General features: G+C 73.1%; 25 protein-coding genes and 1 pseudogene. 19 read left to right on the top strand and 7 right to left on the bottom strand.

The features are described from left to right. The 5 genes and pseudogenes from AMY39116_RS0312235 to AMY39116_RS42710 all read left to right on the top strand — a co-directional run. Positions 1-1017: an ABC transporter permease gene (locus AMY39116_RS0312235; RefSeq protein ID WP_020417947.1), complete on the top strand. Its 1017-nt coding sequence runs from the start codon at positions 1-3 to the stop codon at positions 1015-1017. Beyond that, the gene (locus AMY39116_RS0312230; RefSeq protein ID WP_020417946.1) at positions 1014-1910 is read left to right on the top strand and encodes an ABC transporter permease; all 897 of its coding nucleotides are present in this window, start codon (positions 1014-1016) and stop codon (positions 1908-1910) included. The genes AMY39116_RS0312235 and AMY39116_RS0312230 overlap by 4 nt, the downstream gene beginning before the upstream one ends. Further along, positions 1907-3523, top strand: a complete 1617-nt coding sequence (locus AMY39116_RS0312225) for an ABC transporter ATP-binding protein (protein ID WP_020417945.1) — start codon at positions 1907-1909, stop codon at positions 3521-3523. The genes AMY39116_RS0312230 and AMY39116_RS0312225 overlap by 4 nt, the downstream gene beginning before the upstream one ends. A gap of 74 nt (positions 3524-3597) precedes the next feature. Continuing rightward, complete coding sequence (gene mptB, locus AMY39116_RS0312220) at positions 3598-5151, top strand: polyprenol phosphomannose-dependent alpha 1,6 mannosyltransferase MptB (RefSeq protein WP_020417944.1); 1554 nt, start codon at positions 3598-3600, stop codon at positions 5149-5151. Positions 5152-5242: 91 nt separating this feature from the next. Continuing rightward, a pseudogene (locus tag AMY39116_RS42710) lies at positions 5243-6052 on the top strand (IS481 family transposase); the annotation flags it as partial. Positions 6053-6057: 5 nt separating this feature from the next. Here AMY39116_RS42710 and AMY39116_RS0312210 read toward each other — a convergent pair. The 4 genes from AMY39116_RS0312210 to AMY39116_RS0312195 are packed head-to-tail and all read right to left on the bottom strand — an operon-like array spanning position 6058 to position 9631. Next, positions 6058-6420 carry a hypothetical protein gene (locus tag AMY39116_RS0312210; RefSeq protein ID WP_020417942.1) on the bottom strand — a complete coding sequence of 121 codons (363 nt, stop codon included), beginning with the start codon at positions 6418-6420 and terminating at the stop codon, positions 6058-6060. Between the two features lie 28 nt (positions 6421-6448). Then, positions 6449-6865 (bottom strand): TIGR03668 family PPOX class F420-dependent oxidoreductase, encoded by a 417-nt coding sequence (locus AMY39116_RS0312205; protein ID WP_027935848.1) that lies wholly within the window; start codon positions 6863-6865, stop codon positions 6449-6451. Continuing rightward, positions 6855-7712 carry an LD-carboxypeptidase gene (locus AMY39116_RS0312200; RefSeq protein WP_020417940.1) on the bottom strand — a complete coding sequence of 286 codons (858 nt, stop codon included), beginning with the start codon at positions 7710-7712 and terminating at the stop codon, positions 6855-6857. The genes AMY39116_RS0312205 and AMY39116_RS0312200 overlap by 11 nt, the downstream gene beginning before the upstream one ends. Beyond that, positions 7709-9631, bottom strand: coding sequence for a prolyl oligopeptidase family serine peptidase (locus AMY39116_RS0312195; protein WP_020417939.1), 1923 nt, complete (start codon positions 9629-9631; stop codon positions 7709-7711). Before AMY39116_RS0312195 ends, AMY39116_RS0312200 begins: the two co-directional genes overlap by 4 nt. Before the next feature lie 76 nt (positions 9632-9707). On the opposite strand from AMY39116_RS0312195, the gene AMY39116_RS0312190 reads away from it, so the two are divergent. The 12 genes from AMY39116_RS0312190 (at position 9708) to AMY39116_RS0312135 (ending at position 15428) form a co-directional block, all read left to right on the top strand. Next, positions 9708-10286, top strand: a complete 579-nt coding sequence (locus AMY39116_RS0312190; protein WP_020417938.1) for a DUF3090 domain-containing protein — start codon at positions 9708-9710, stop codon at positions 10284-10286. A gap of 2 nt (positions 10287-10288) precedes the next feature. Beyond that, on the top strand, positions 10289-11092 hold the full coding sequence (locus tag AMY39116_RS0312185) for an SCO1664 family protein (protein WP_027935847.1): 804 nt from the start codon (positions 10289-10291) through the stop codon (positions 11090-11092). 9 nt (positions 11093-11101) lie between these two features. Then, on the top strand, positions 11102-11377 hold the full coding sequence (locus tag AMY39116_RS0312180; protein ID WP_084506089.1) for a CPCC family cysteine-rich protein: 276 nt from the start codon (positions 11102-11104) through the stop codon (positions 11375-11377). Between the two features lie 127 nt (positions 11378-11504). Further along, positions 11505-12068, top strand: a complete 564-nt coding sequence (locus AMY39116_RS0312175) for an RNA polymerase sigma factor (protein WP_020417935.1) — start codon at positions 11505-11507, stop codon at positions 12066-12068. Further along, positions 12059-12610 carry a hypothetical protein gene (locus AMY39116_RS0312170; RefSeq protein WP_020417934.1) on the top strand — a complete coding sequence of 184 codons (552 nt, stop codon included), beginning with the start codon at positions 12059-12061 and terminating at the stop codon, positions 12608-12610. Before AMY39116_RS0312175 ends, AMY39116_RS0312170 begins: the two co-directional genes overlap by 10 nt. A gap of 10 nt (positions 12611-12620) precedes the next feature. After that, on the top strand, positions 12621-12974 hold the full coding sequence (locus tag AMY39116_RS0312165; RefSeq protein WP_020417933.1) for an Asp23/Gls24 family envelope stress response protein: 354 nt from the start codon (positions 12621-12623) through the stop codon (positions 12972-12974). Further along, positions 12971-13267: a hypothetical protein gene (locus AMY39116_RS0312160; RefSeq protein ID WP_020417932.1), complete on the top strand. Its 297-nt coding sequence runs from the start codon at positions 12971-12973 to the stop codon at positions 13265-13267. Before AMY39116_RS0312165 ends, AMY39116_RS0312160 begins: the two co-directional genes overlap by 4 nt. A gap of 58 nt (positions 13268-13325) precedes the next feature. Beyond that, positions 13326-13778, top strand: coding sequence for an Asp23/Gls24 family envelope stress response protein (locus AMY39116_RS0312155; RefSeq protein ID WP_020417931.1), 453 nt, complete (start codon positions 13326-13328; stop codon positions 13776-13778). A gap of 1 nt (position 13779) precedes the next feature. Next, positions 13780-13956 carry a hypothetical protein gene (locus AMY39116_RS46800; RefSeq protein ID WP_020417930.1) on the top strand — a complete coding sequence of 59 codons (177 nt, stop codon included), beginning with the start codon at positions 13780-13782 and terminating at the stop codon, positions 13954-13956. 4 nt (positions 13957-13960) lie between these two features. Further along, entirely contained in the window at positions 13961-14332 is a 372-nt protein-coding gene (locus AMY39116_RS0312145; protein WP_020417929.1) for an Asp23/Gls24 family envelope stress response protein, read from the top strand. Next, the gene (locus AMY39116_RS0312140) at positions 14329-14859 is read left to right on the top strand and encodes a DUF6286 domain-containing protein (protein WP_020417928.1); all 531 of its coding nucleotides are present in this window, start codon (positions 14329-14331) and stop codon (positions 14857-14859) included. Before AMY39116_RS0312145 ends, AMY39116_RS0312140 begins: the two co-directional genes overlap by 4 nt. Further along, the gene (locus AMY39116_RS0312135; RefSeq protein WP_020417927.1) at positions 14856-15428 is read left to right on the top strand and encodes an alkaline shock response membrane anchor protein AmaP; all 573 of its coding nucleotides are present in this window, start codon (positions 14856-14858) and stop codon (positions 15426-15428) included. The genes AMY39116_RS0312140 and AMY39116_RS0312135 overlap by 4 nt, the downstream gene beginning before the upstream one ends. A gap of 20 nt (positions 15429-15448) precedes the next feature. On the opposite strand, the gene AMY39116_RS0312130 is transcribed toward AMY39116_RS0312135, so the two are convergent. The 3 genes from AMY39116_RS0312130 to AMY39116_RS0312115 all read right to left on the bottom strand — a co-directional run bounded on the left by AMY39116_RS0312130 (position 15449) and on the right by AMY39116_RS0312115 (position 17626). Continuing rightward, positions 15449-16168 (bottom strand): SGNH/GDSL hydrolase family protein, encoded by a 720-nt coding sequence (locus tag AMY39116_RS0312130; RefSeq protein ID WP_020417926.1) that lies wholly within the window; start codon positions 16166-16168, stop codon positions 15449-15451. A gap of 149 nt (positions 16169-16317) precedes the next feature. Further along, on the bottom strand, positions 16318-17154 hold the full coding sequence (locus AMY39116_RS0312120; RefSeq protein WP_020417925.1) for a helix-turn-helix domain-containing protein: 837 nt from the start codon (positions 17152-17154) through the stop codon (positions 16318-16320). A gap of 91 nt (positions 17155-17245) precedes the next feature. Beyond that, a complete protein-coding gene (locus AMY39116_RS0312115; RefSeq protein WP_020417924.1) occupies positions 17246-17626 on the bottom strand; it encodes a helix-turn-helix domain-containing protein in 381 nt (126 codons plus the stop codon). A 199-nt stretch (positions 17627-17825) separates the two neighbouring features. On the opposite strand from AMY39116_RS0312115, the gene AMY39116_RS0312110 reads away from it, so the two are divergent. Further along, entirely contained in the window at positions 17826-19289 is a 1464-nt protein-coding gene (locus AMY39116_RS0312110; RefSeq protein ID WP_020417923.1) for a DHA2 family efflux MFS transporter permease subunit, read from the top strand. Next, positions 19270-20079: a DUF3097 domain-containing protein gene (locus AMY39116_RS0312105; protein WP_027935846.1), complete on the top strand. Its 810-nt coding sequence runs from the start codon at positions 19270-19272 to the stop codon at positions 20077-20079. The genes AMY39116_RS0312110 and AMY39116_RS0312105 overlap by 20 nt, the downstream gene beginning before the upstream one ends. Positions 20080-20127 lie beyond the last annotated feature (48 nt).

Raw genomic sequence — 20127 nt, 5'->3', positions numbered from 1 at the left:
GTGACGAACGCGCTCTCCACCGCCGCGGCGGAGCTCGACGAGCCCCGCCGCGGCACCGGCACCGCCCGGTTCCTGCTCGGCAAGCTCGGCGGCGCGATCGGCAGCCTGCTGCTCGTCGTCGCGCTGGGTTTCCTGCTGTTCCGGATGATCCCCGGCGACCCGGTCACCACCCTGACCCGCGACCGGCCCACCAGCCCCGAGCAGCTGGCGCAGCTGCGCGCCCGGCTCGGCGTGGACCAGCCGCTGTACCGGCAGTTCCTGGACTACCTCGGCGGGCTGCTGCACGGCGACCTGGGCACCTCCTACGGCTACAACCGGCCGGTGAGCGCGCTCATCGGCGAGCGGCTCGGACCCACGCTGCTGCTCGTCGGCACCGCCACCGTGCTGGCCGTGGCGCTCGGGCTGTGGCTCGGCGTGCGCGCGGCGTGGCGGCGGGGCAGCCTGTTCGACCGCACCCACACCGGGATCGCGCTGACGCTGTGGTCGATGCCCCAGTTCTGGCTGGGCCTGCTGCTGCTCATCGCCACGCAGGGGGTGTTCCCCAGCGGCGGCATGCGCTCCCCGGACACCCCGCCGGAGTTCTTCCCGCAGCTGCTCGACGTCGCCCACCACCTGGTGCTGCCGTGCGTCACGCTGCTCGCGGTGATCTACGCCCAGTACATGCTGGTCATGCGGTCGTCGCTGCTCGGCGAGATGAACGCCGAGTACCTCACCACCGCCCGCGCCAAGGGCCTGCGCGAAGACCTGGTGCGCCGCCGCCACGCGGTGCCCAACGCGCTGCTGCCCACCGTGACGCTGGTGTTCCTCCAGTTCGGCCTGGTGGTGTCCGGCACCGTCACGGTCGAGACCGTGTTCTCCTGGCCCGGGCTGGGACTGCTCACCTACGAAGCGCTGCGGGTGCCGGACCTGCCGCTGCTGCAAGGAGTCTTCGTGGTCATGGCCGGCTCGGTCATCGTGATGAACCTGATCGCCGAGGTGCTCTACCGCGTGCTCGACCCCCGGGTGCGTGCGCAGTGACCGCCCCCGCCGCGATCGCCTGGCAGCGGCGCCGCGCCGCGGCCGCTTCGGTGTGGCGCGAGTTCGCCGCCGACCGCGGCGGCCTGGCCGGGCTGGGCGTCCTCGTGCTGGTGGTGCTGCTCGCGGTGCTCGCGCCGGTGATCACCGACCCGGCCGGGCTGGACGTGGTCAACGCTCCCGGAAAGCCCTTGCAGCCGCCCAGCGGCGAGTTCCCGCTCGGCACCGACATCGACGGCCGCTCGGTCCTGCTGCTCACGCTGTGGGGCGCGCGGGTGTCGCTGCTGGTCGGGTTCGCCGCGACCATCCTGTCCGTGCTGATCGGCACGCTGGTCGGCATCGCCGCCGCGCACTTCGGCGGCTGGATCTCCGGCCTGCTGATGCGGTTCACCGACTTCTTCCTGGTGCTGCCCTCGCTGGTGCTGGCGATCGCGCTGTCCACCGTGCTGCCGCACGGCGTGCCGACGATCATCGTCGCGGTCGGGGTCACCTCGTGGCCCACCACGGCCCGGCTGGTGCGCGCGCAGACCCTGACCATCGAGTCGCGGCCCTACATCGAACGGGCCCGCGCCCTGGGCGGCGGGCACCTGCACGTCATCGGCAAGCACGTGCTGCCCGGCGTGCTGCCGCTGGTGCTGGCCAACACCACCCTCGTGGTGGGCAACTCGATCATCGCCGAGTCCACGCTGTCCTTCCTGGGCCTTGGCGACCCGTCCGCGCCGTCCTGGGGCCAGATGCTGCAGCGCGCCCTGTCCTCCGGCGCGGTCACCGGCGGAGCGTGGTGGTACCTGATCCCGCCCGGCCTGGCGATCGTGGTGATCGTGCTGTCGTTCACCCTCGCCGGCCGCGCGCTGGAGACGGTGCTCAACCCGCGGCTGAAGGGGGAGCACGCGTGAGCCTGCTGGAGATCAAGGACCTGCGCGTCGCCTACCGGGACGTGGAGGCGGTGCGCGGCGTGGACCTGACGCTGGCGCCGGGGGAGACCCTCGGCGTCGCCGGGGAGTCCGGCTCGGGCAAGTCCACGGTCGCGATGAGCGTGCTGCGGCTGCTGCCCAAGTCCGCGAAGGTCACCGGGGAGATCCGGCTCGACGGCGAGGACGTCACCACCATGCGCTGGGGGCACCTGCGCGCGGTGCGGTGGGCCAAGGCGTCGGTGGTGTTCCAGGGCGCCATGCACGCGCTCAACCCGGTCCGCACCATCGGCGACCAGATCGCCGAACCGATCCGGCTGCACGACCCGTCGGCCACGGACGTCGACGGCCGGGTCGCCGAGCTGCTGGAGTCGGTGGACCTGCCGCCGTCCCGCGCCGGGGCCTACCCGCACGAGCTGTCCGGCGGGCAGAAGCAGCGCGTGATGATCGCGATGGCGCTGGCCTGCCGCCCGCGGCTGATCATCGCCGACGAGCCGACCACCGCGCTCGACGTCATCGTGCAGGCCCAGGTGCTCGACCTGCTGACCCGCCTGGTCGCCGAGCACGGCCTCGGCCTGATCATGATCAGCCACGACCTGTCCGTGCTCGCCGCCACCTGCGCGCGCATCGCCGTGATGTACCGCGGCGAGATCGTCGAAGAAGGCCCGTCCGCCGAGGTGATGCGCTCGCCGCGGCACGAGCACACCCGCGCGCTGGCCGCCGCGTTCCCCACGGTCGGCGACCCGGCCGCCCGCTTCGCACCCGCCACCACCGCACCGCTGCCGCCGGAACCGGACACCCCGCCCGCGCCGGACGTGCTGCTCGCCGCGGAGAACCTGCGCGTCAGCTTCCGCGACCGGCGCGGCGCCCGCATCGACGCCGTCGCCGGCGTGGACCTGCAGGTGCGGCGCAACGAAATCGTCGCGCTCGTCGGCCAGTCCGGCTCCGGCAAGACCACCCTCGCCCGCACACTGCTCGGCCTGCAGAAACCGACCTCCGGCGTGGTCCGCTACGACGGGCAGCCGGTGCCCTCGTCGGGCGCGGCGCTCAAGGCCTACCGGCGGCACGTCCAGCTCGTGCTGCAGGACCCGGCCAGCGCGCTCAACCCGCGGCACACCGTCTACGAGGCCGTCGCCGAGGGGCCCCGCATCCACCGGATGCCCGGCGACGAGCGGCAGATCGTCACCGAAGCGCTGGAGGCCGCGGAACTGCGCCCGGCCGAGCACTTCCTGCACCGGCTGCCGCACGAGCTCTCCGGCGGGCAACGGCAGCGCGTGGTCATCGCCGGCGCGCTCGCCCTGCAGCCGGGTGTGCTCGTCGCCGACGAGCCCGTCGCGTCGCTGGACGCCTCGGTGCGCGGCGAGATCCTCGGGCTGCTGCTGCGGCTGCGCCGCGAACTCGGGCTGGCCGGCCTGGTCATCACACACGACCTCGGCCTGGCGTGGAACATCGCCGACCGGGTGGCCGTGATGTACCGGGGCGAACTCGTCGAGGTCGGCACCGTCGAGGAAGTCCTGCTCGACCCGGAGCACGAGTACACGCGCTCCCTGCTCGCGGCGCTTCCGGGAGGAACGACGCGAGCTTCACTACCGTCCTGAATGCCCGCAAGTCAAGGAAATGACGTTCCCGGCGCGAACCGGCACGGGAACGGTGTGTAATCTCCGTGGACGAAATGGCGACCACCACTGACCCCGCTCCCGGGGCGCCCGCGCAGGCGCACCCGGCCGCGCGCGTGCGCGTGCCCTCGCGGTTCCCGTACCGCACGATCGCGATGGGCACCCTCGGCAGTCTCCTGCTCCTCATCGGCGCGCTCGGGGCCGGTGGCATCCTGATCCGCGACCCGGTCCTCGGGCACGGCCCGCTGTCCTGGGTCCGCTACGGGCACGGGCAGATGCTCGCCAACGCGGTGCTCTACGGCGGGTTCGCGCTCGTGGTGTGGGCGTGGGTCCGGCTGGGCCGCTACATGCTCGCCGGGCGCATCGGCAGCAGGCCGATCCTCGTCGCCGCGGCGTGCTGGATGGCGCCGCTGCTGGTCTCGCCGCCGCTGTTCACCCGCGACGTGTTCTCCTACCTCGGCCAGGGCGCCCAGCTGCTGCACGGGCTCGACCCGTACGCGCACGGCCCGGCCGAGCTCGAGGTGCTGCGCGACGTGGTGCAGAACGTGCACCCGGTCTGGCAGACCACCCCGGCGCCCTACGGCCCGCTGTTCCTGCTGATCGCCAAGGGTGTCGTCGCCCTGACCGGCGACAACGTGATCGCCGGCGTCATCGTGACGCGCCTGGTGCTGCTGATCGGCCTGGCGATGATGCTGTGGGCGCTGCCGCGGCTGGTGCGCCACCTCGGCGGCAAGCTGCCGATCACCGTGTGGCTCGCGGTCGCCAGCCCGATGACCGTCATCCACCTCGTCGGCGGCCCGCACAACGACCTGCTGATGCTGGGCTTCCTGACCATCGGCGTGCTCGCCGCGCTGGAACGCAAGCACGCGGTCGCGATCGTGCTGGTCACGATCGGCATGCTGATCAAGCCGACCGCGGCGGTCGCGCTGCCGTTCCTGGTGTGGGTGTGGGCCAACCACCTGCCCCACCCGAGCCGGGTCCGCAACTTCTTCCAGGCCGGCGCGATCTCGGTCGGCCTGTTCGGGGTCGTGTTCGTGGTCGGCACCTGGGTGTCGCTCGGCTCGTTCAACCTGGGCTGGGTGACCGGCCTGCAGGCGCCGACGCTGGTGACGAACTGGCTGAACTTCCCGACCGGGCTCGGGCAGCTGGCGCACACGCTGGTGAACCTGGTGATCACCGTGCCGGAGTCGCCGTTCGTGACGGTGGCCCGCGCACTGGCGATGCTGACGCTGGCCGCGTTCGGCGTGCGGCAGTGGTGGAAGGCGCGCAACGGCGGCAACGAGGCGATCTTCCGGATGGCCATGACGCTGCTGGCCACCGCGATCCTCGCCCCGCCGACCCTGCCGTGGTACCTGACCTGGGGCTTCGTGATCGCGTCGGCGTTCCCGTGGCGGCGCAGGCACCTGGCCATCGTGGTCGCCGTGGCGTCGTTCCTGGTGCTCGCCTACTACCCGACGGGCGAGCAGGCCCTCTACGACTGGTGGTTCGTCGTGGTGGTCCTGGCGCTGTCGGTCTACGCGGCGGCTTCGCTGCTGCGCCCGGACCCCCTCGGCCTGGTCGGCGCGTGGCGGCGCCAGCCCGAGGTGCCGGACTTCGTCGCCAAGGGCTAGCTGTTGGCGTCATGGACGTTGTTGACGGTGTGGTCAGCGCGTCGGGTTGATCAAGGCGAAGACCTCCGTGTGGGGTGAAGGTCCTTGACGCCTTTCCCGCACAAACGGGCACAAGTGGATCCGCCGGTTCCGGGAGGAGGGCGAGGCCGGGCTGGCCGACCGTCCGAGTCGCCCGCACACTTCACCGACCTGAACGTCTGCGGAGGTGGAGCGCGAGGTCCTGCAGGTGCGGCAGGACCGCCGGCTCGGCCTCGCCAGGATCGCCGGCGTCGTGGACGTGCCGGCCTCGACCGTGCATCGCATCCTGGCCCGTAATCGAATGCCGAAGTTGGCCTGGCTGGACCGTCCCACCGGCGAGCCGATTCGCCGTTACGAGCGGGACCGGCCGGGCGAGCTGGTCCATGTCGATGTGAAGAAACTCGGCCGGCTGCGCGAGGGCGGCGGCTGGTGGGCGCACGGTCGCGGCAGTGATCAGCACAAGGCCGCCCGTCGCGCGCCCCGGGTGGGGTTTGAGTTCGTGCTCTGCGCCGTCGACGATCACTCCCGGCTGGCCTACGCCGAGATCCACCCCGACGAAACCGCTACCACCTGCGCCGACTTCCTCCGCCGCGCCGCCGCCGTGTTCGCCGCCCACGGCATCCCCGCCATCGAACGGGCCTACCGCCGCTCGCACGCCTTCCGCACCGCGGTCACCGACATCGGCGCCCACCAGCGCTTCACCCGCGCCTACCGCCCCCAAACCAACGGCAAAGCCGAACGCTTCAACCGCACTCTCGCCGAAGAATGGGCCTACGCCCAACCCTTCACCAGCTCACACGAGCGCACCGCCGCCCTACCCAACTTCCTCCACCACTACAACCACCACCGAGCCCACACCGCCCTCAACGGCCAGCGTCAGTAGCACAACTAGCCGCCGAGTTCGCCGGTCAGCGACATCGTTCCGCCGCCGTCGGAGCCGGCGCTGGCGCTGCTCGTCAGTGGCTGCCCGTCGACCTCGATCGAGGCGGACAGTTCGTGCTCGCCCGCAGGCTGGATCAGCAGCTGGAGCTGCTGCGTCCCCTCGGCGGGCAGCGTGAACGACTTCGTCCACGGCGGGGTGATGCCCTCGTCCCGCACCGAGTTCCGGCCGTCGGTCTTGTACTCGATCCACGCGATCTGCCCGGTGCCGGTGACCTCGTAGACGATGGTGTGCGGCTCCTCAGGCTCGCCGGAGCAGGCCGCCGCCAGCACGAACGCCGGGACCATCGCCGCCGCGCGCAGGGTTCTCATGCGCCGATCGTAGAGATCACGCCACCGTTCAGCGGCCGGTTTGGCCGGTTCCTGCCCAACCGCTCCACCGGGTCACGCGGGTGCGCACCACCGGGCCCTCCGGCGGCCGCTCCGCGTACTGCGGGTACTTCGCCACCAGCAGCGGCACCGGCCCGGGCTCCTCGACCGTCGCCGTGCCGTCCGCCCGCGCCCACCACAACCTGGTCCAGTCCTCGTCGTAGGCGTCGGCCAGGAAGGCCACCGCCGGGTTTGCCGCGATGTTCGCCAGCCGCCGCAGCGCGTGCGTCGACTTCGGCTTGTGGTCGACCGCGAACACGATCTCGTCCCCGGACACCGCGAACGTCACCGGCACCAGGTGCGGCTGTCCCTCCGCCGACACGGTCGCCAGCCGCGCCACCCGGGCCGCCACGAACCGCGCCCGCGCCTCCGCCGGATTAAGCCGCACCCGCCACCACCCGCAGCGCCTCCGTCTCCAGCACCGCCTCGACCCCGAGCGGCACCGTCAGCGACCCCTCGACGTGCCCGAACGGCACCCCGGCGAGCACCGGCACCCCCAGCGGCGCCAGCCGGTCCAGCATCAGGGCCCGCACCTGCCCGGGGTCGCCGCACTGGGTCCACGTGCCCAGCACGATCCCGGCCACGCCGTCGAACCAGCCGGAGCGCAGCAGCTGCGTGAGCATCCGGTCCAGCCGGTAGACCGGCTCCGTCACGTCCTCCAGGACCACGATCGCGTCCCGCGCGCCGCCCTGCTCGGGTGTGCCGACGCTGGAGGCGAGCAGGCTCAGGTTCCCCCCGGTCAACCGGCCCCGCGCGGCGCCCGTGACCAGCGCCTCGGTTCCGGGCAGCGTCACCGGTCCCGGCTCGAACAACGCGCGGCGCAACCCCGCACCGCCGGCGTCGTCCCAGTAGTCACCGGCGGGCATCGGTGAGAACAGCGTGGGCAGGCCCAGGTGCTGGTGGATCGCCGCGTGCAGCGCCGTCACATCGCTCGAACCCGCGAACACCTTCGCCCCAGCACCGCGCAGCGCGGGCCAGTCGAGCAGGTCCAGCATCCGCTGCGTGCCGTAGCCGCCGCGCGCGGCGAGCACCGCGTCCACCTCCGGGTCCAGCCACGCCTCGGTGAACAGCTCCGCCCGCGCCGCGTCGGTGTCGGCCAGGTAGGAGGCGTGGCGCGAACCCGGCTTGACGAGGTTGCGCACCCGCAGCCCCCACGAGCCGAGCACGGAAAGCGCCCGCTCCAGCCGTTCCGGGCCGACCGGCCCGGCGGGCGCGACGAGGGCGACGGTCTTCACGAGCGCAGCTCCAGCTTCGGCACCCCGGGCGTGGCGAACCCGAACACCTGCCCGTAGAACGACAGCTCGGCCTCCAGCGCGGCGATCATGGTCTCGGCGCGCCGGAACCCGTGCTGCTCGCCCTCGAAGGTCAGGTAGGCGTGCGGGATGCCGCTGCCGGACAACGCGGCGACGAACCGGTCGGCCTGCTCGGGCGGGCAGATTTGGTCGTCGAGCCCCTGCAGGAGCAGCACCGGCCCGGCCAGCCGTCCCGCGTGCCGCAACGGCGACCGCTCCACGTAGCGCTCGTGTGTCTCCGGCAGCGGCCCGACGAGCCCGACCACGTACTGGGACTCGAAGTCGTGGGTCTCGCCGCCGTCGCCGGTCCACTCGGCCAGGTCCAGGATCGGGTACTTGATCGTCGCCGCGCGGTAGGTGGTCACGCTCGTCATGGACGCCGCCGAGGTGTAGCCGCCCGCGCTGCCGCCGCGGATCGCCAGCCGCGCCGGGTCGGCGGTGCCCTCGGCCGCGAGCGCTTCGGCGACGGCGGCGCAGTCCCGCACGTCGACCACGCCCCACTGTTCCCGCAGCCGTTCCCGGTAGGCGCGCCCGTAGCCGACCGAGCCACCGTAGTTGACCGCGACGATCCCGATGCCGCGGCTGGTGAAGTAGGCGAAGTCCAGGTCGAGGTCGCCGGACACGCGCCCGGTGGGGCCGCCGTGGACGTGCACCAGGTACGGCGGGCGCTCGCCCTCGGGCCCCGTGAAGCCGGGATTGGTCGGCGGGTAGACGTAGGCCGGGATCGGCACGCCGTCCGGACCGGGGAACACCCGCTCCCGCGGCACCGGCAGGTACTCGGGCGGCGGCAGCGGGTGTACGGGCGGGGTCAGCTCGGTCACCGCGCCGCTGCCGAGGTCGACGTGCACGACGGCGCTCTCGTGACGCGGTCCGGCGGCGATGCCCGCGACCCCGGTGCCGTGCCGCGCCAGGGTCGCCGCCCAGCTCGTCAGGTGCTCCGCGACCGGCGTGACCGTTCCGCTGTGCTCGTCGAGCACGGCCAGGCGGCCGGAGTCGAGCACGGCGTGCCTGCCGCCGCCCAGCGGCACGAACCAGTTCGACCCGATCTTCCACAGCGGCCCGCCCAGCTCCCGCTCTCCCGGTACGAGCGCCGTGGCCGTCCCGTCGAGCCCGATCCGGTGCAGGTTCCACCAGCCGTCCGGGTCCATCAGCGCCAGCAGCGTGCCGTCCCCGGCCCACTCCACCTGGCAGACCGACATCCCGGGCCCGCCGGCGAGCACCCGGTGCGGGCCGAACCCGCCGGGCCGCACCTCGGCCACGCACAGCTCGGTGGAGTCCCACGGCATGTCCGGGTGCTCCCATCCCAGCCACACCGCGTGGCGGCCGTCGGGCGACAGTTGCGGCGCGGTCAGGAAGTGGTGGGTCGCCGCCAGCGGCACCACTTCGCCGCCGGTGATCGACACCAGGTCGCGCCGGATGTCGGTGCGCCGCGGCCCGGTGCTCGTCTCGCGCACCGCCCACACCGCGCCGTCCGGACCGGGCCGGAGGTCGCCGTACCGGACGCCCTGCGGCACGTGCGGCTCCGGTGTGACCGGAACCACCTCGCCGCCGTCCAGGTCGCGCGCGTACACCCGCTGGTCGTCCCAGTGGGTGAAGAACAGGGTCCGGCCGATCACCAGCCACGGCCGTCCGCCGTACTCGTGCACCCGGTTCCGGGCGTTCCACGGCGGCGGCAGCATCTCCTCCGCACCGTCCTGACCAGCGCGGACGAGCGTCAGCCTGCCGCCCTCGGCCGGCCGGGCCTCGGCCCACCAGACGGCGTCGCCGACGACGTCGAGCCACTGCGCGCCACCGCCCGCGGCGGCGACGTCGGCGGCGGAGATGGGGGAGGTCCAGGTGCCGTACGGCGCGGTTTCAGCCACCGCCGCACTCTAACTAAGATGCAAGCGGGGGCGGCGGATGCCGATCATGAAACGGTGGCATAGGGTCGGGGGTGCCATGGCTCGTGTAATCCACGTCTTCCGCCAGCCCGACCGGTTCGTCGCAGGGACCGTCGGGGAACCGGGCGACCGCACTTTCTACCTGCAGGCCACCGAGGACGTCCGCACGGTGAGCGTGACGATCGAGAAGCAGCAGGTGCAGGTGCTCGCCGAGCGCCTGTCGTCGCTGCTGGAGGAGATCGTCGCGCGGTTCGGCGCCGAGGTGCCCGAGACCGTGCCCGACGACCTCGTCGACGTAGACCCGCTCGAGGTCCCGGTCGAGGAGGAGTTCCGGGTCGGCACGATGGGCCTGGGCTGGGACGCGGAGACCAGTGCGGTCGTGATCGAGCTGCTCGCGATGACCGAGGGCGAGGTCGACGAGACCGTCGTGCTCGACGACACCGAGGAGGGCCCGGACGCGGTGCGCGTGTTCCTCAGCCCCGCCGCGGCGCGGGCGTTCGCCGAGCGCGCCGACCGGGTCGTGCGCGCCGGGCGGAAGCCGTGCCCGCTGTGCGGCGAGCCGCTGGACCCGGAGGGCCACATCTGCCCGCGGCAGAACGGCTACCGGCGCAACACCGACCTGGCCGACGAGAGCTAGACGTGGCCCCACCGGTCGGTCCAGCCGATCCGCAAGCCAGGGAGTTGCTCACGCGCGGCCGCCTGACCGTGGAAGGCCGCCTGGTCGACGCCTCCAACGTCACGCTGTTCTGCTCGGTCGAGCTGGACGGGCTCTCCGCGCAGGCGGTGTACAAGCCGGTGTCCGGCGAGCGGCCGCTGTGGGACTTCCCGGACGGCACGCTCGCCGGCCGCGAGGTCGCCACCGCCCTGCTGTCCGAGGCCGCCGGCCTGGGCCGGGTGCCGCCGACAGTGCTGCGGGACGGCCCGTTCGGCGAGGGCATGGTGCAGCTGTGGGTGGAGACCGGCGACGAGGAGCTGATCGACGTCCGGTCCCCGAAGGACGTGCCGGACGACTGGCGCATCGTGCTGCACGCCCACGACCGGGCCGGTGAGCCCGCGGTGCTCGCGCACGCCGACCACCCCGGGATGCGGGACCTGGCGGTGCTGGACATCATCGCCAACAACACCGACCGCAAGGGCGGGCACGTCCTGGTCGGCACGGACGGCACGGTGTACGGCGTCGACCACGGCATCTGCCTGCACGCCGAGCCGAAGCTGCGCACGGTGCTGTGGGGCTGGGTGGGTGACCCGCTGCCCGCCGAGACGCTGGAGAAGCTGCGCGCGCTGCCGGAGAAGATCCGCGGCGACCTCGGCGAGCAGCTCGCGCCGCACCTGACGAAGCTGGAGATCAGCGCCATCGCCGAACGCGCGGAGATGCTCGTGGCGACGGGCGTGTTCCCCGAACCCGGCGACGACTGGCGCGCCATCCCCTGGCCGCTGTTCTGATCCCATGACGTGGCTCGACGTGCGCCGGCCGGAGGCCGCCGGCCGTGCCCGTGTTGCGGCTACCTGACCCTCCGGGAACGCAGCGTGTTCGAGATTTGCCCGGTGTGTTTCTGGGAGGACGACGGCCAGGACGTGCACGACGCCGACGAGGTGCGGGGCGGGCCGAACGGCCGTCTGAGCCTGACGCGGGCCCGCCGCGACTTCGGAACGTTCGGCGCCGTATCAGAGACGGCACTCGGCCACGTGCGCCCGCCGCGCGATGAGGAACATCCCCTCAAGCGCTGATCCACCAATCCGGTGGCCCCGCTCACCCGAACTCGTGACGGAACGGGGCGTGAGCTTTCGCCGTGCCCCGTGTCTGGCCTAGTGAATCGGGTGCGAACACGGGGAGGCTGCGCATGGGCGGGATGCCGTGACGGCCGGGACCGGCCTCGGCGAGGTCCTGGACGACGCGACGCTGGTCGCGCGGGCGCGGGACGGGGACGTGCGCGCCTACGAGCAGCTGGTGCGCCGCTACCAGGGTCCGATGTACCGGCTCGCGCTGCGCATGCTCGCCGCCGCCGGTGACGCCGAGGACGTGGTGCAGGAGGTGTTCCTGACCGTGTGGCGCCGCCTGGAGCAGCTCCAGGACGACGGCGCCTTCGTCGGCTGGCTGTACCGGTCGACCACGAACCGCTGCCTCAACGTGATCCGCGCCCGCCGCCCGGTCACCGACGTCGACCCGGACGACACCGAAACCCCGCGCGGCGACGCCCGGCCCGAGCGCGCCGCCGAGGTGAGCGCCCAGATGGCCGCCCTGACCACGGCGCTGGCCGGGCTGACCCCGGAGCAGCGGGCCTGCTGGCTGCTGCGCGAGGTGCACGGCCGGTCCTACGAGGAGATCGCGGAGGCCGTGTCGGCCTCGCCCACCGCGGTCCGCGGGCGCATCGCGCGGGCTCGCGCGCAACTGGCGGAGGTGATGCGGCCATGGCGCTAGACCAGACCACCCACGACCTGCCGTGCGGCCGGGCGCTGGAGGACGTGTGGGACCGCCTCGACGCGGTCACCGAGCACGACCTGACCTGCCCGCACTGCGCGACCGCCCGCGGCAGCCTCCTCGCGCTGCGTGACGCGACCCGCGAGCTGGCGGCCGACGAGGCCCAGCCCTCGCTGGACCTGACCGGCAGGATCATGGCCGCGGTGCGCGCCGACGTGCGCCGCCACCGGGGCATGGTGCCGCTGTCCGCGCCGGAGCCCGGCACGCTCGAGGTGAGCGAGCAGGCGGTCGCGGCCGTGCTGCGGTTCACCGCCGACGAGACGGATGGCATCCGCGCCCGCCGCTGCCGGGTGATCGCCGGCGGGATCGAGGACGGGCAGACCCTGATCGAGGCGGAACTGTCGGTGGCCGCCGCCTACCGCGACGACCTCGCCGAGGTGCTGGCACGCCTGCGGGACCGCCTCACCGCCGCCTGCTCGTCCGCGATCGGGGTCCGGCTGGTGCGGCTGGACCTGACGGTCGACGACCTCTACGACCGCTGAGGGGGAACCGGTGCACGTCGAGTGGCACGTCGAGGACGCCGTGGTGGCGTCGGTGGCCGCGCACGCCGCCAGAGCGGTGCCGGGTGTGGCCCGGCTCGAACCGGGGGTGGCCGGGCTGGTGCGCGGCTGGGGCCGGTCCCGGTGGCAGCAGGTCAAGGGGCTCACGCCGGCGCCCGCGGACGGTGTCGGCGTGCGGCGCGCGGGGGACGACGTGGAGGTGTGGGTGGGCATCGCCACCCGCGCCGGCATGCAGGCCGCCGCCGTCGCCAGGGCGGTGCAGCGCGAGGTGCGCGCCCGGCTGGTCCGGGACACCGGCGTCGAACCCGGCCGGGTTTCGGTGACCGTGCTGGACGTCGTCCGATGACCGCCCGCGCCGAGCACGTCGAGGCGATCCTGACCGCTTTGTCCGAAGTGGACGGGCTGCGCCCGGCCGCGCCCGCGGTGCGGCCGGTGGCGTCGTGGAACCCGGCCGCGCTGGCGGTCGACCTGACACCCGAGGTCGTGCGCGTGCGCCTGGTCGCCACCGCGCTGCCGCTGCCGCCACGGCTGCGGCTGGCGGGGGACGCGGTCGCGAAGGCGCTGGTGGGAAGCGCTTACACGGAGGCGGTCATCCGGCTCGTGGTGACCGATGTGGACGGATCCGCGTTCGGCGCGTGAGGTTCGCGCGCCTGCGGTGTCGAAGAAGTGGGAACACCAACCGGAAAGGGGAGAGAAGATGAGCACCGGAACCGAGGAGAAGGCCACCGCGGTGAGCAAGCCGGCGACGAGCTCGCTGGTGACCAGCCAGGGCACCACCACGATCGCGAGCACGGTGGTGCAGAAGATCGCCGGGCTGGCGGCGCGGGAGATCCCGGGCGTGTACGACCTGGGCGGCGGCGCGGCACGTGCGTTCAACGCGCTGCGCGAGCGGATCCCGGGCGCCAGCGGCAGCGTCGGCCAGGGCGTGTCGGTGGAGGTCGGGGAGAAGCAGGCCGCGGTGGACCTGCAGATCGTGGTCGAGTACGGGGTGTCCATCGCCGACCTGGCGCAGGCGGTGCGGGCCAACGCGATCGGCGCGATCGAGCAGATGACCGGGCTGGAGGTCGTCGAGGTCAACATCACCGTCAACGACGTGCACCTGCCCGGCGACGACGAGCCGCAGGGCGGCGCGCCCGCGCGGGTGCAGTGACGTGAGCGCCACGATCGCCGGTCTGCTGACCGGGCTCGTCCTCGGCCTGGCCGCCGCGTTCGGCGGGTTCGGCGCGTTCCTGATCGTCGCCGTGCTGGGCGCGCTGGGCCTGCTGGTCGGCCGGGTGCTCGACGGCAAGCTCGACCTGTCCCAGTTCACCGACCGCGAGCGGAGGTGAGCCGGTGACCGTCGAAGCGCCGGAGCGGCGCGGCACCACGGTCGTGGCCGACCGGGCGGTGCAGCGCATCGCGGAACAGGTGATCACCGGGCTGGACGGGGTCGGCGGCGCGGCCCGCCGGGTGCTCGGCGTCGCCGTGGGCAGCGGTGATCCGGAGCAGCCCGCCAACGTCACCGCCCGCGTGCGGGACGGCCGGGTCAGCCTCGCCGTGGAGCTGTCGGTCGGCTACCCGGCGCCGGTCGCCCGCACCACGCGGGCGGCGCGGGAACGGCTGGTCCGGGAGGTCGGCGAGCTGACCGGGCTGGTCGTGGAGCGGGTGGACATCACGGTGACCGCGCTGCACAGCGACCGGTCGCGGGAGAGGAGCCTGTCATGATCCGCCGGTCCCGGCGCAGCCTGCTGGCCTCGGTGGTGGCGCTGGCCGGGGTGATCGCGTGCGCGCTGGTGGCGACCAGCGCGGTGCAGCTCCTGCTGGGCGAGCGGCCGGTGCTGGACTACGACGCCGTCGCGGCCCGGCTGCACGCCACGCGTTGGGAAGCGCTTCCCGTGGCGATCGGCGGCGGGGTGCTCGCCGCGCTGGGCCTGGTGGTGTTGCTGGCGGCGGTGCTGCCCGGCCGCGCGCTCGTACTGCCCCTGTCGGGGGGAAGCAGTGCGCCGGTCAAGGCCGGGGCGAGCCGTCGCAGCATCACCGGCAGCCTGCGGTCGGCGGCCGAGTCCGCCGACGGGGTGGAGTCGGCGAAGGTGCGGCTGCGGCGGCGCAGTGTGACCGCGAGGGTGCGCGGCAGCCGGCTGGCCGGCGACGACGTGGCGGGCCAGGTGCGGCAGGCGGTCGAAGACCAGCTGGACCGGATCGGCCCCGCGCGGCGGCCGCGGGTGAAGGTGCACGTGAGGAGCACGCCATGACCAGCCTGAACCGTCCCGCCCGGCTCAACCGGACGCTGCTCGCGGTGATCGGGCTCGCCCTGCTCGGCGCGGGCGGGTTCGCGCTGGCCACCTCACTCGGCTGGCTGCGCCTGCTCGACCGCTCCCAGCCCCTGGTGCCCGGCGACGACCGGCCGCCGACCTGGGTGCTGTACGTGACCGTGGTGGCGGCCGTCGTGCTGGGCCTGCTGTTCCTGCGGTGGCTGGCCGCGCAGGCGATGCGACGGCCGAAGACGCGAACCTGGCGGCTGGAAGACGATCCCGCGCACGGGGTGACGAAACTGTCCGCGGACGCGGCCGTCGCGCCGTTCGAGTCGGAGATCGCGGCCTACCCGCAGGTGCGCTCGGCGGACGCGACGCTGTCCGGCCCGCAGGACCGGCCGACGCTGCTGGTGACGGTGACCGCCGAACCGGGCACGGACCTGAGCGCGCTGCGGGAGCACATCGCCGACGACGGCGTGGCCCGGCTGAAGCAGGCGCTGGACCTGGCGGAACTGCCGTCGGTGATCGAGTTCCGCATCGCCGCGGAAGCCGCCGTCCGGGTGATCTAGACGGCGCGTGACGGAACCGCCTATGCGCTCGCCGTCAGCAGACCGGCGTCGATGACCTCGGCGATGAGGGCGGCGCCGCGGCTGTTCTGGTGGATGTGGTCGGTCGTGAGCACGAGACGTCGCCGCCGCGAGATCGCGTCGAGGCTGCGGCGCAGCACCGCGCGCTGGACGAGGACGCCGACAGCCGCCGCGGGCGTCACCTCCCGGTACGGAATCGGCGGCGGGTCCGCTTGGCGCAGTTCCTCGACCTGGCGTTCGTGGAGCGGAAGGTAGGCCACCTCGTTGGTGGCGGCGACCTCGGCGATCATCCGGGTGTACGTCTGGGACGCCTGTGCCGCTGCTCCGTCGAGTTGCTGGCCGAGTACCGGTAGCGACAGCAGACCGATCGTCGCGTCGGTCTCCGCCCGCAGCCGTGCGACGACGGCTCCCAGGCACTGTCGGAACCAGCCCGCCGACGGGCGATCGGGGAGCCGTTTGCGCTTCATGGCCTGCTCGACGGGGTAGCCGGGAAGGCTCGCCCGGGCGTCGTTGGTCCCGATCAGCACGGTGATCACATCGGGTGGGTTCCTGACGACGGCATCGAGGCGCTGCAGGAGGTTGTGGGCGAAGTCGCCGTTGACGCCGAAACGGGCGAGCCGCACGTCACCGGGAGCGTGACGTCGTCCGAGAAGATCCAGGTAGTCGACGCTGAACTGCGCGCGGGTGAGGCTGTCGCCGAGGCAGGCGATCCGAGTCGTCACGGCGCTTCCGCCGGGCTGGGCGTGCCGACGCCTCCGTGGACCTGGTCCACGGCCTTGCGTTCCGGGTTGACGAGTCTCATGCCGACGATCGTCCACGACAGCTTTCGGGCAGTCTTGAAGAAAAGAGAACAGAAGCCGGTGGGCTGGGGCTACCCGGCTCCGAGGAGGACTTCGCTGCGGCGCCAGGCCGTCGGCGATCGGCCCGTGAACTCGCGCCAGTCCCGAACGAGGTGGGCCTGGTCGGCGAAGCCCGAGACGGTTGCCACCTCGGCCCAGGAGAGCGGGTTCTGCTCCGCCGCCAGTTCGTGCGCGTGCTCGAAGCGCAGGACCCGGGCGAAGGTCTTCGGCGACAGGCCCACCTCTCCGCGAAACCGCTCGCTGAGGTACCGCCGGCTCCAGCCGAGTTCCGCCGCGACCGCCCCGACCTGGACGCAACCCCGCGCGGCGACGAGGCGGCGCCACGCCTCGGCCACCTCGGGGCGCGCCCAGCGCACCTGGTCGCCGCAGGCGCCACGGCCGACGGCCCGGAGGAGCAAATCGTCCAGCGCGGTGAACCGCGCCGCCCATGTGGTCGCCGACCGGAGCCGGTCGACCAGCTCGACCCCAAGCGCTCCGAGAAGCTCGTCAAGGGGGACCAGCCGGTGGGCGAGCTCGGCGGCGGGCATGCCGTAGACGGCCCTGGCCCCGAGCGGGGTCAGCGACACCTGAACGCCTTGCTGACGTCCGTCGTGGTGAATCGCGACGGAGCGGCACATCAGACCACTGGCCACGCTGTCGAATCGGGTGACCGGCGACCCGTCGTCAACGCCCGCCGCCACCTCCAAGGGATCTGACAGGCTGATCACCGCAGTGAGCGCGCGACCGGGCGGGCCGCAGTGCACGCCCGTCGGGAGCCCGCGGAGGTCGAAGCCGACATAAGAGTCGACGTACTCGCGCAGGGCGGGCGCCGGACGTGCGCGGATCCCGGTGGCCGCGCGGTCCTCCATTTCGGCAGTGTACGAGCCCCCAGCCCAGGAAGATCACCATCCAAGGCTGCCGTGGCCGATGCGAGGAGGCTCGCGGTCGGCGGTCTTACCCCTAGACGGGCGCCGGGGTCTGCTGCTCGTCGTAGGCGCGGCGGGCCGCGGCGATCTCGCCCCGGTACTTCTCCGCCCACGAGGTCAGCCCGACCAGCGTCTGGTGCAGCTCGCGCGCCATGTCGGTGAGCGTGTACTCCACCCGCGGCGGCACCGTCGGGTACACGGTCCGCACCAGCAGGCCGTCGCGCTCCAGTTTGCGCAGCGTCAGCGTCAGCATGCGCCGGCTGATGCCCTCCACCTCGCGCTCCAGCTCGGTGAAGCGGACCGGGCCGTGCGCGGCGGTGACCAGGATGCCGATCGCCCACTTGCCGGCGACGTGGTCGAGCACCTCGACGATGGGGCAAGCCTCGGTGACCGGGGAAGCGGTGTCAGCAGCCATACCTGGATGGTTCCACGTCCGCCCCTCAGTTACCACCCGTTCCCCAAGCGGATCGTGACCTGCCTCACAGGACCACTCGCGGGACCAGGAGTGGTACATCGATGTGCCTCTGGCACAGGGAACTGCCTTCTTCCCGGCACGGCTATGGGCTCACATCATTGCCCCAGTTACAAATCGTGCCCCTTTGGAGGTCAAGGCCATGTCCCTCGATCAGCCGGCAGCCCGCTCGCGGTGGCTCGCGCTCGCCGTGCTGTCCGCGCAGACGCTCATGATCGTGCTCGACCAGACGATCGTGAACGTCGCCCTGCCCGCGATCCGCGACGACCTCGGCTTCACGCCGTCGAACCTGTCCTGGGTCGTCAACGCCTACCTGATCCCCTTCGGCGGGCTGCTGCTGCTCGCCGGGCGCCTCGGTGACCTGGCCGGCCGCCGCCGCGTCTTCCTCGCCGGGATGGCCATGTTCACGCTGGCGTCGCTGCTCGCCGGGTTCGCCTGGAACCCGGAAACCCTGATGGCCGCGCGGTTCCTGCAGGGCGCCGGTGGCGCCGCGTCGACCGCGGTCGCGCTCGGCATGGTCGTCCGGCTGTTCCCGGAGCCGGCCGAACGCGCGAAGGCGCTGGGCACGTTCAGCTTCGTGCAGGCCGCGGGCGGTTCGATCGGCAGCATCGCCGGTGGCGTGCTGACCCAGGCGCTGAGCTGGCACTGGATCTTCCTGATCAACCTGCCGATCGGCCTGGTCGCCGGCGCGGTCGCGCTGCGGGTGCTGGAGAACGACCGCGGCCTCGGGCTGCGTGCCGGGGCCGACTGGCTGGGCGCGGTGCTGGTGACCGCCGCGCTGATGCTCGGCGTCTACACCATCGTCGAGGTCGAGTCCCACGGCTGGGCGTCGGCCCACACGATCGGCTTCGGCGCGGTGTCGCTGGTGCTGCTGGCCGCGTTCGGCGTGCGCCAGGCCCGGACCCGCGACCCGCTGCTGCCGCCGCGGATCTTCGCCTCGCGTGGCCTGACCGGGGCGAACCTGACGATGGCTCTGCTGGTGTCGGCGATGTTCGGGTTCCAGTTCCTCGTCGTGCTCTACCTGCGGCAGGTGCTGGGGCTCAGCGCCCAGGCGACCGGGCTGGCGATGGTGCCGATCGCCGCGACGATCGCGGTCGTGTCGCTGGTCTTCTCGCCGCGGCTGTCCACCCGCTTCGGCGACTACAAGGTGCTGCTGGCCGGGCTGCTGGTGATCGGCGGCGGGCTGGCCTGGCTGGCCCGGGTGCCCGCCGACGGCGGCTACGCGACCGACGTGCTCGGGCCGACGGTGGCGATGGGCCTCGGGTTCGGCCTGGCCATGCCCGCCCTGATGGGACTGGGCATGCGGGACGCCGCCGCCGAGGACACCGGTCTGGCTTCCGGGCTGTTCAACACCACCCAGCAGGTGGCGGGCGCGCTGGGGCTGTCGGTGCTGGCGGTGCTCGCCGCGACCCGCACCGAGTCGCTGACCGCGGTGCGGACCGAGGAGGCGCTCACCTCCGGCTACCACCTCGCCTTCTGGGTGGGCACCGGTCTCGTGGCCGCCGCGCTGGCCGTGGCCGCGGTGATGCCGCGCCCCGGCGTGGCGGCGCGACGAACGGGTGAACCCGGCGCTACCGTCCCGGATCGTGCGCTCCCACAGCTATGACGACATCCTCGCCGGCCCGCGCAGACGCAAGATCCCCGAGGTCGTGGCGGAGCGCGGGCTGGTGGTCGAGGAACCGGGAAGCGGTTTCTGCGGCGCGGTGGTCCGGTTCGAGCACGGCAACGTCGTGCTGGAGGACCGCCACGGCCGCCACCGCGTCTTCCCGCTGGAGCCCGCCGGGTTCCTGCTCGAAGGCAAGCCGGTGACGCTGGTGCGGCCGAAGGCCGCCCCGCCGTCACCGGCTTCGGCGCGTTCGGCGTCCGGGTCGGTGAAGGTGCAGGGGCTGCGGGCCCGCACCGCGCGCGACTCCCGCATCTGGGTCGAGGGCAAGCACGACGCCGAACTGGTGGAACGCGTGTGGGGGCACGACCTGCGCGTCGAGGGCGTCGTCGTGGAGCCGCTGGACGGTGTGGACGTGCTCGCCGAGGCGATCGAGGAGTTCGGCACCGGCCCCGGCAGGCGGCTGGGCGTCCTGGTCGACCACCTGGTGCCGGGCAGCAAGGAATCCCGCTTGGTGGACGCGATCCGCGACGAGCACGTGCTGGTCACCGGCCACCCCTACGTCGACGTGTGGCAGGCGGTGAAACCGTCCGCGGTCGGCATCCGGGAATGGCCGGTGGTGCCGCGCGGCACGCCGTGGAAGGAGGGCGTGTGCGCGGCGCTGGACTGGGGCGAGACCTACGAGGGCTGGCAGCGGGTGCTGGCCGCGGTGAGCAGCTTCCGCGACCTGGAGACGCCCCTGATCGGCGCCGTCGAGCGGCTGATCGACTTCGTGACCGACCCGGAAGGCTGAATCCGGCAGGTCACGCGGAGATCACTTCGGGTTGTCCGCTGGTCGCGA

This window comes from Amycolatopsis sp. ATCC 39116, assembly GCF_000231075.2.
Taxonomy (GTDB): Bacteria; Actinomycetota; Actinomycetes; order Mycobacteriales; family Pseudonocardiaceae; genus Amycolatopsis_E; species Amycolatopsis_E tucumanensis.
The sequence above is the reverse complement of the archived record's forward strand: the minus strand, read 5'-3'. Positions and strand labels throughout refer to the sequence as shown.

Bases quoted from the DNA above. Each gene is read 5' to 3' on its own strand.
- mptB (WP_020417944.1), top strand. From the start codon at position 3,598: ATGGCGACCACCACTGACCCCGCTCCCGGGGCGCCCGCGCAGGCGCAC.
- AMY39116_RS0312210 (WP_020417942.1), bottom strand. From the start codon at position 6,420: ATGAGAACCCTGCGCGCGGCGGCGATGGTCCCGGCGTTCGTGCTGGCG.
- AMY39116_RS0312190 (WP_020417938.1), top strand. From the start codon at position 9,708: ATGGCTCGTGTAATCCACGTCTTCCGCCAGCCCGACCGGTTCGTCGCA.
- AMY39116_RS0312170 (WP_020417934.1), top strand. From the start codon at position 12,059: ATGGCGCTAGACCAGACCACCCACGACCTGCCGTGCGGCCGGGCGCTG.
- AMY39116_RS0312160 (WP_020417932.1), top strand. From the start codon at position 12,971: ATGACCGCCCGCGCCGAGCACGTCGAGGCGATCCTGACCGCTTTGTCC.
- AMY39116_RS0312155 (WP_020417931.1), top strand. From the start codon at position 13,326: ATGAGCACCGGAACCGAGGAGAAGGCCACCGCGGTGAGCAAGCCGGCG.
- AMY39116_RS0312140 (WP_020417928.1), top strand. From the start codon at position 14,329: ATGATCCGCCGGTCCCGGCGCAGCCTGCTGGCCTCGGTGGTGGCGCTG.
- AMY39116_RS0312135 (WP_020417927.1), top strand. From the start codon at position 14,856: ATGACCAGCCTGAACCGTCCCGCCCGGCTCAACCGGACGCTGCTCGCG.
- AMY39116_RS0312120 (WP_020417925.1), bottom strand. From the start codon at position 17,154: ATGGAGGACCGCGCGGCCACCGGGATCCGCGCACGTCCGGCGCCCGCC.
- AMY39116_RS0312115 (WP_020417924.1), bottom strand. From the start codon at position 17,626: ATGGCTGCTGACACCGCTTCCCCGGTCACCGAGGCTTGCCCCATCGTC.
- AMY39116_RS0312110 (WP_020417923.1), top strand. From the start codon at position 17,826: ATGTCCCTCGATCAGCCGGCAGCCCGCTCGCGGTGGCTCGCGCTCGCC.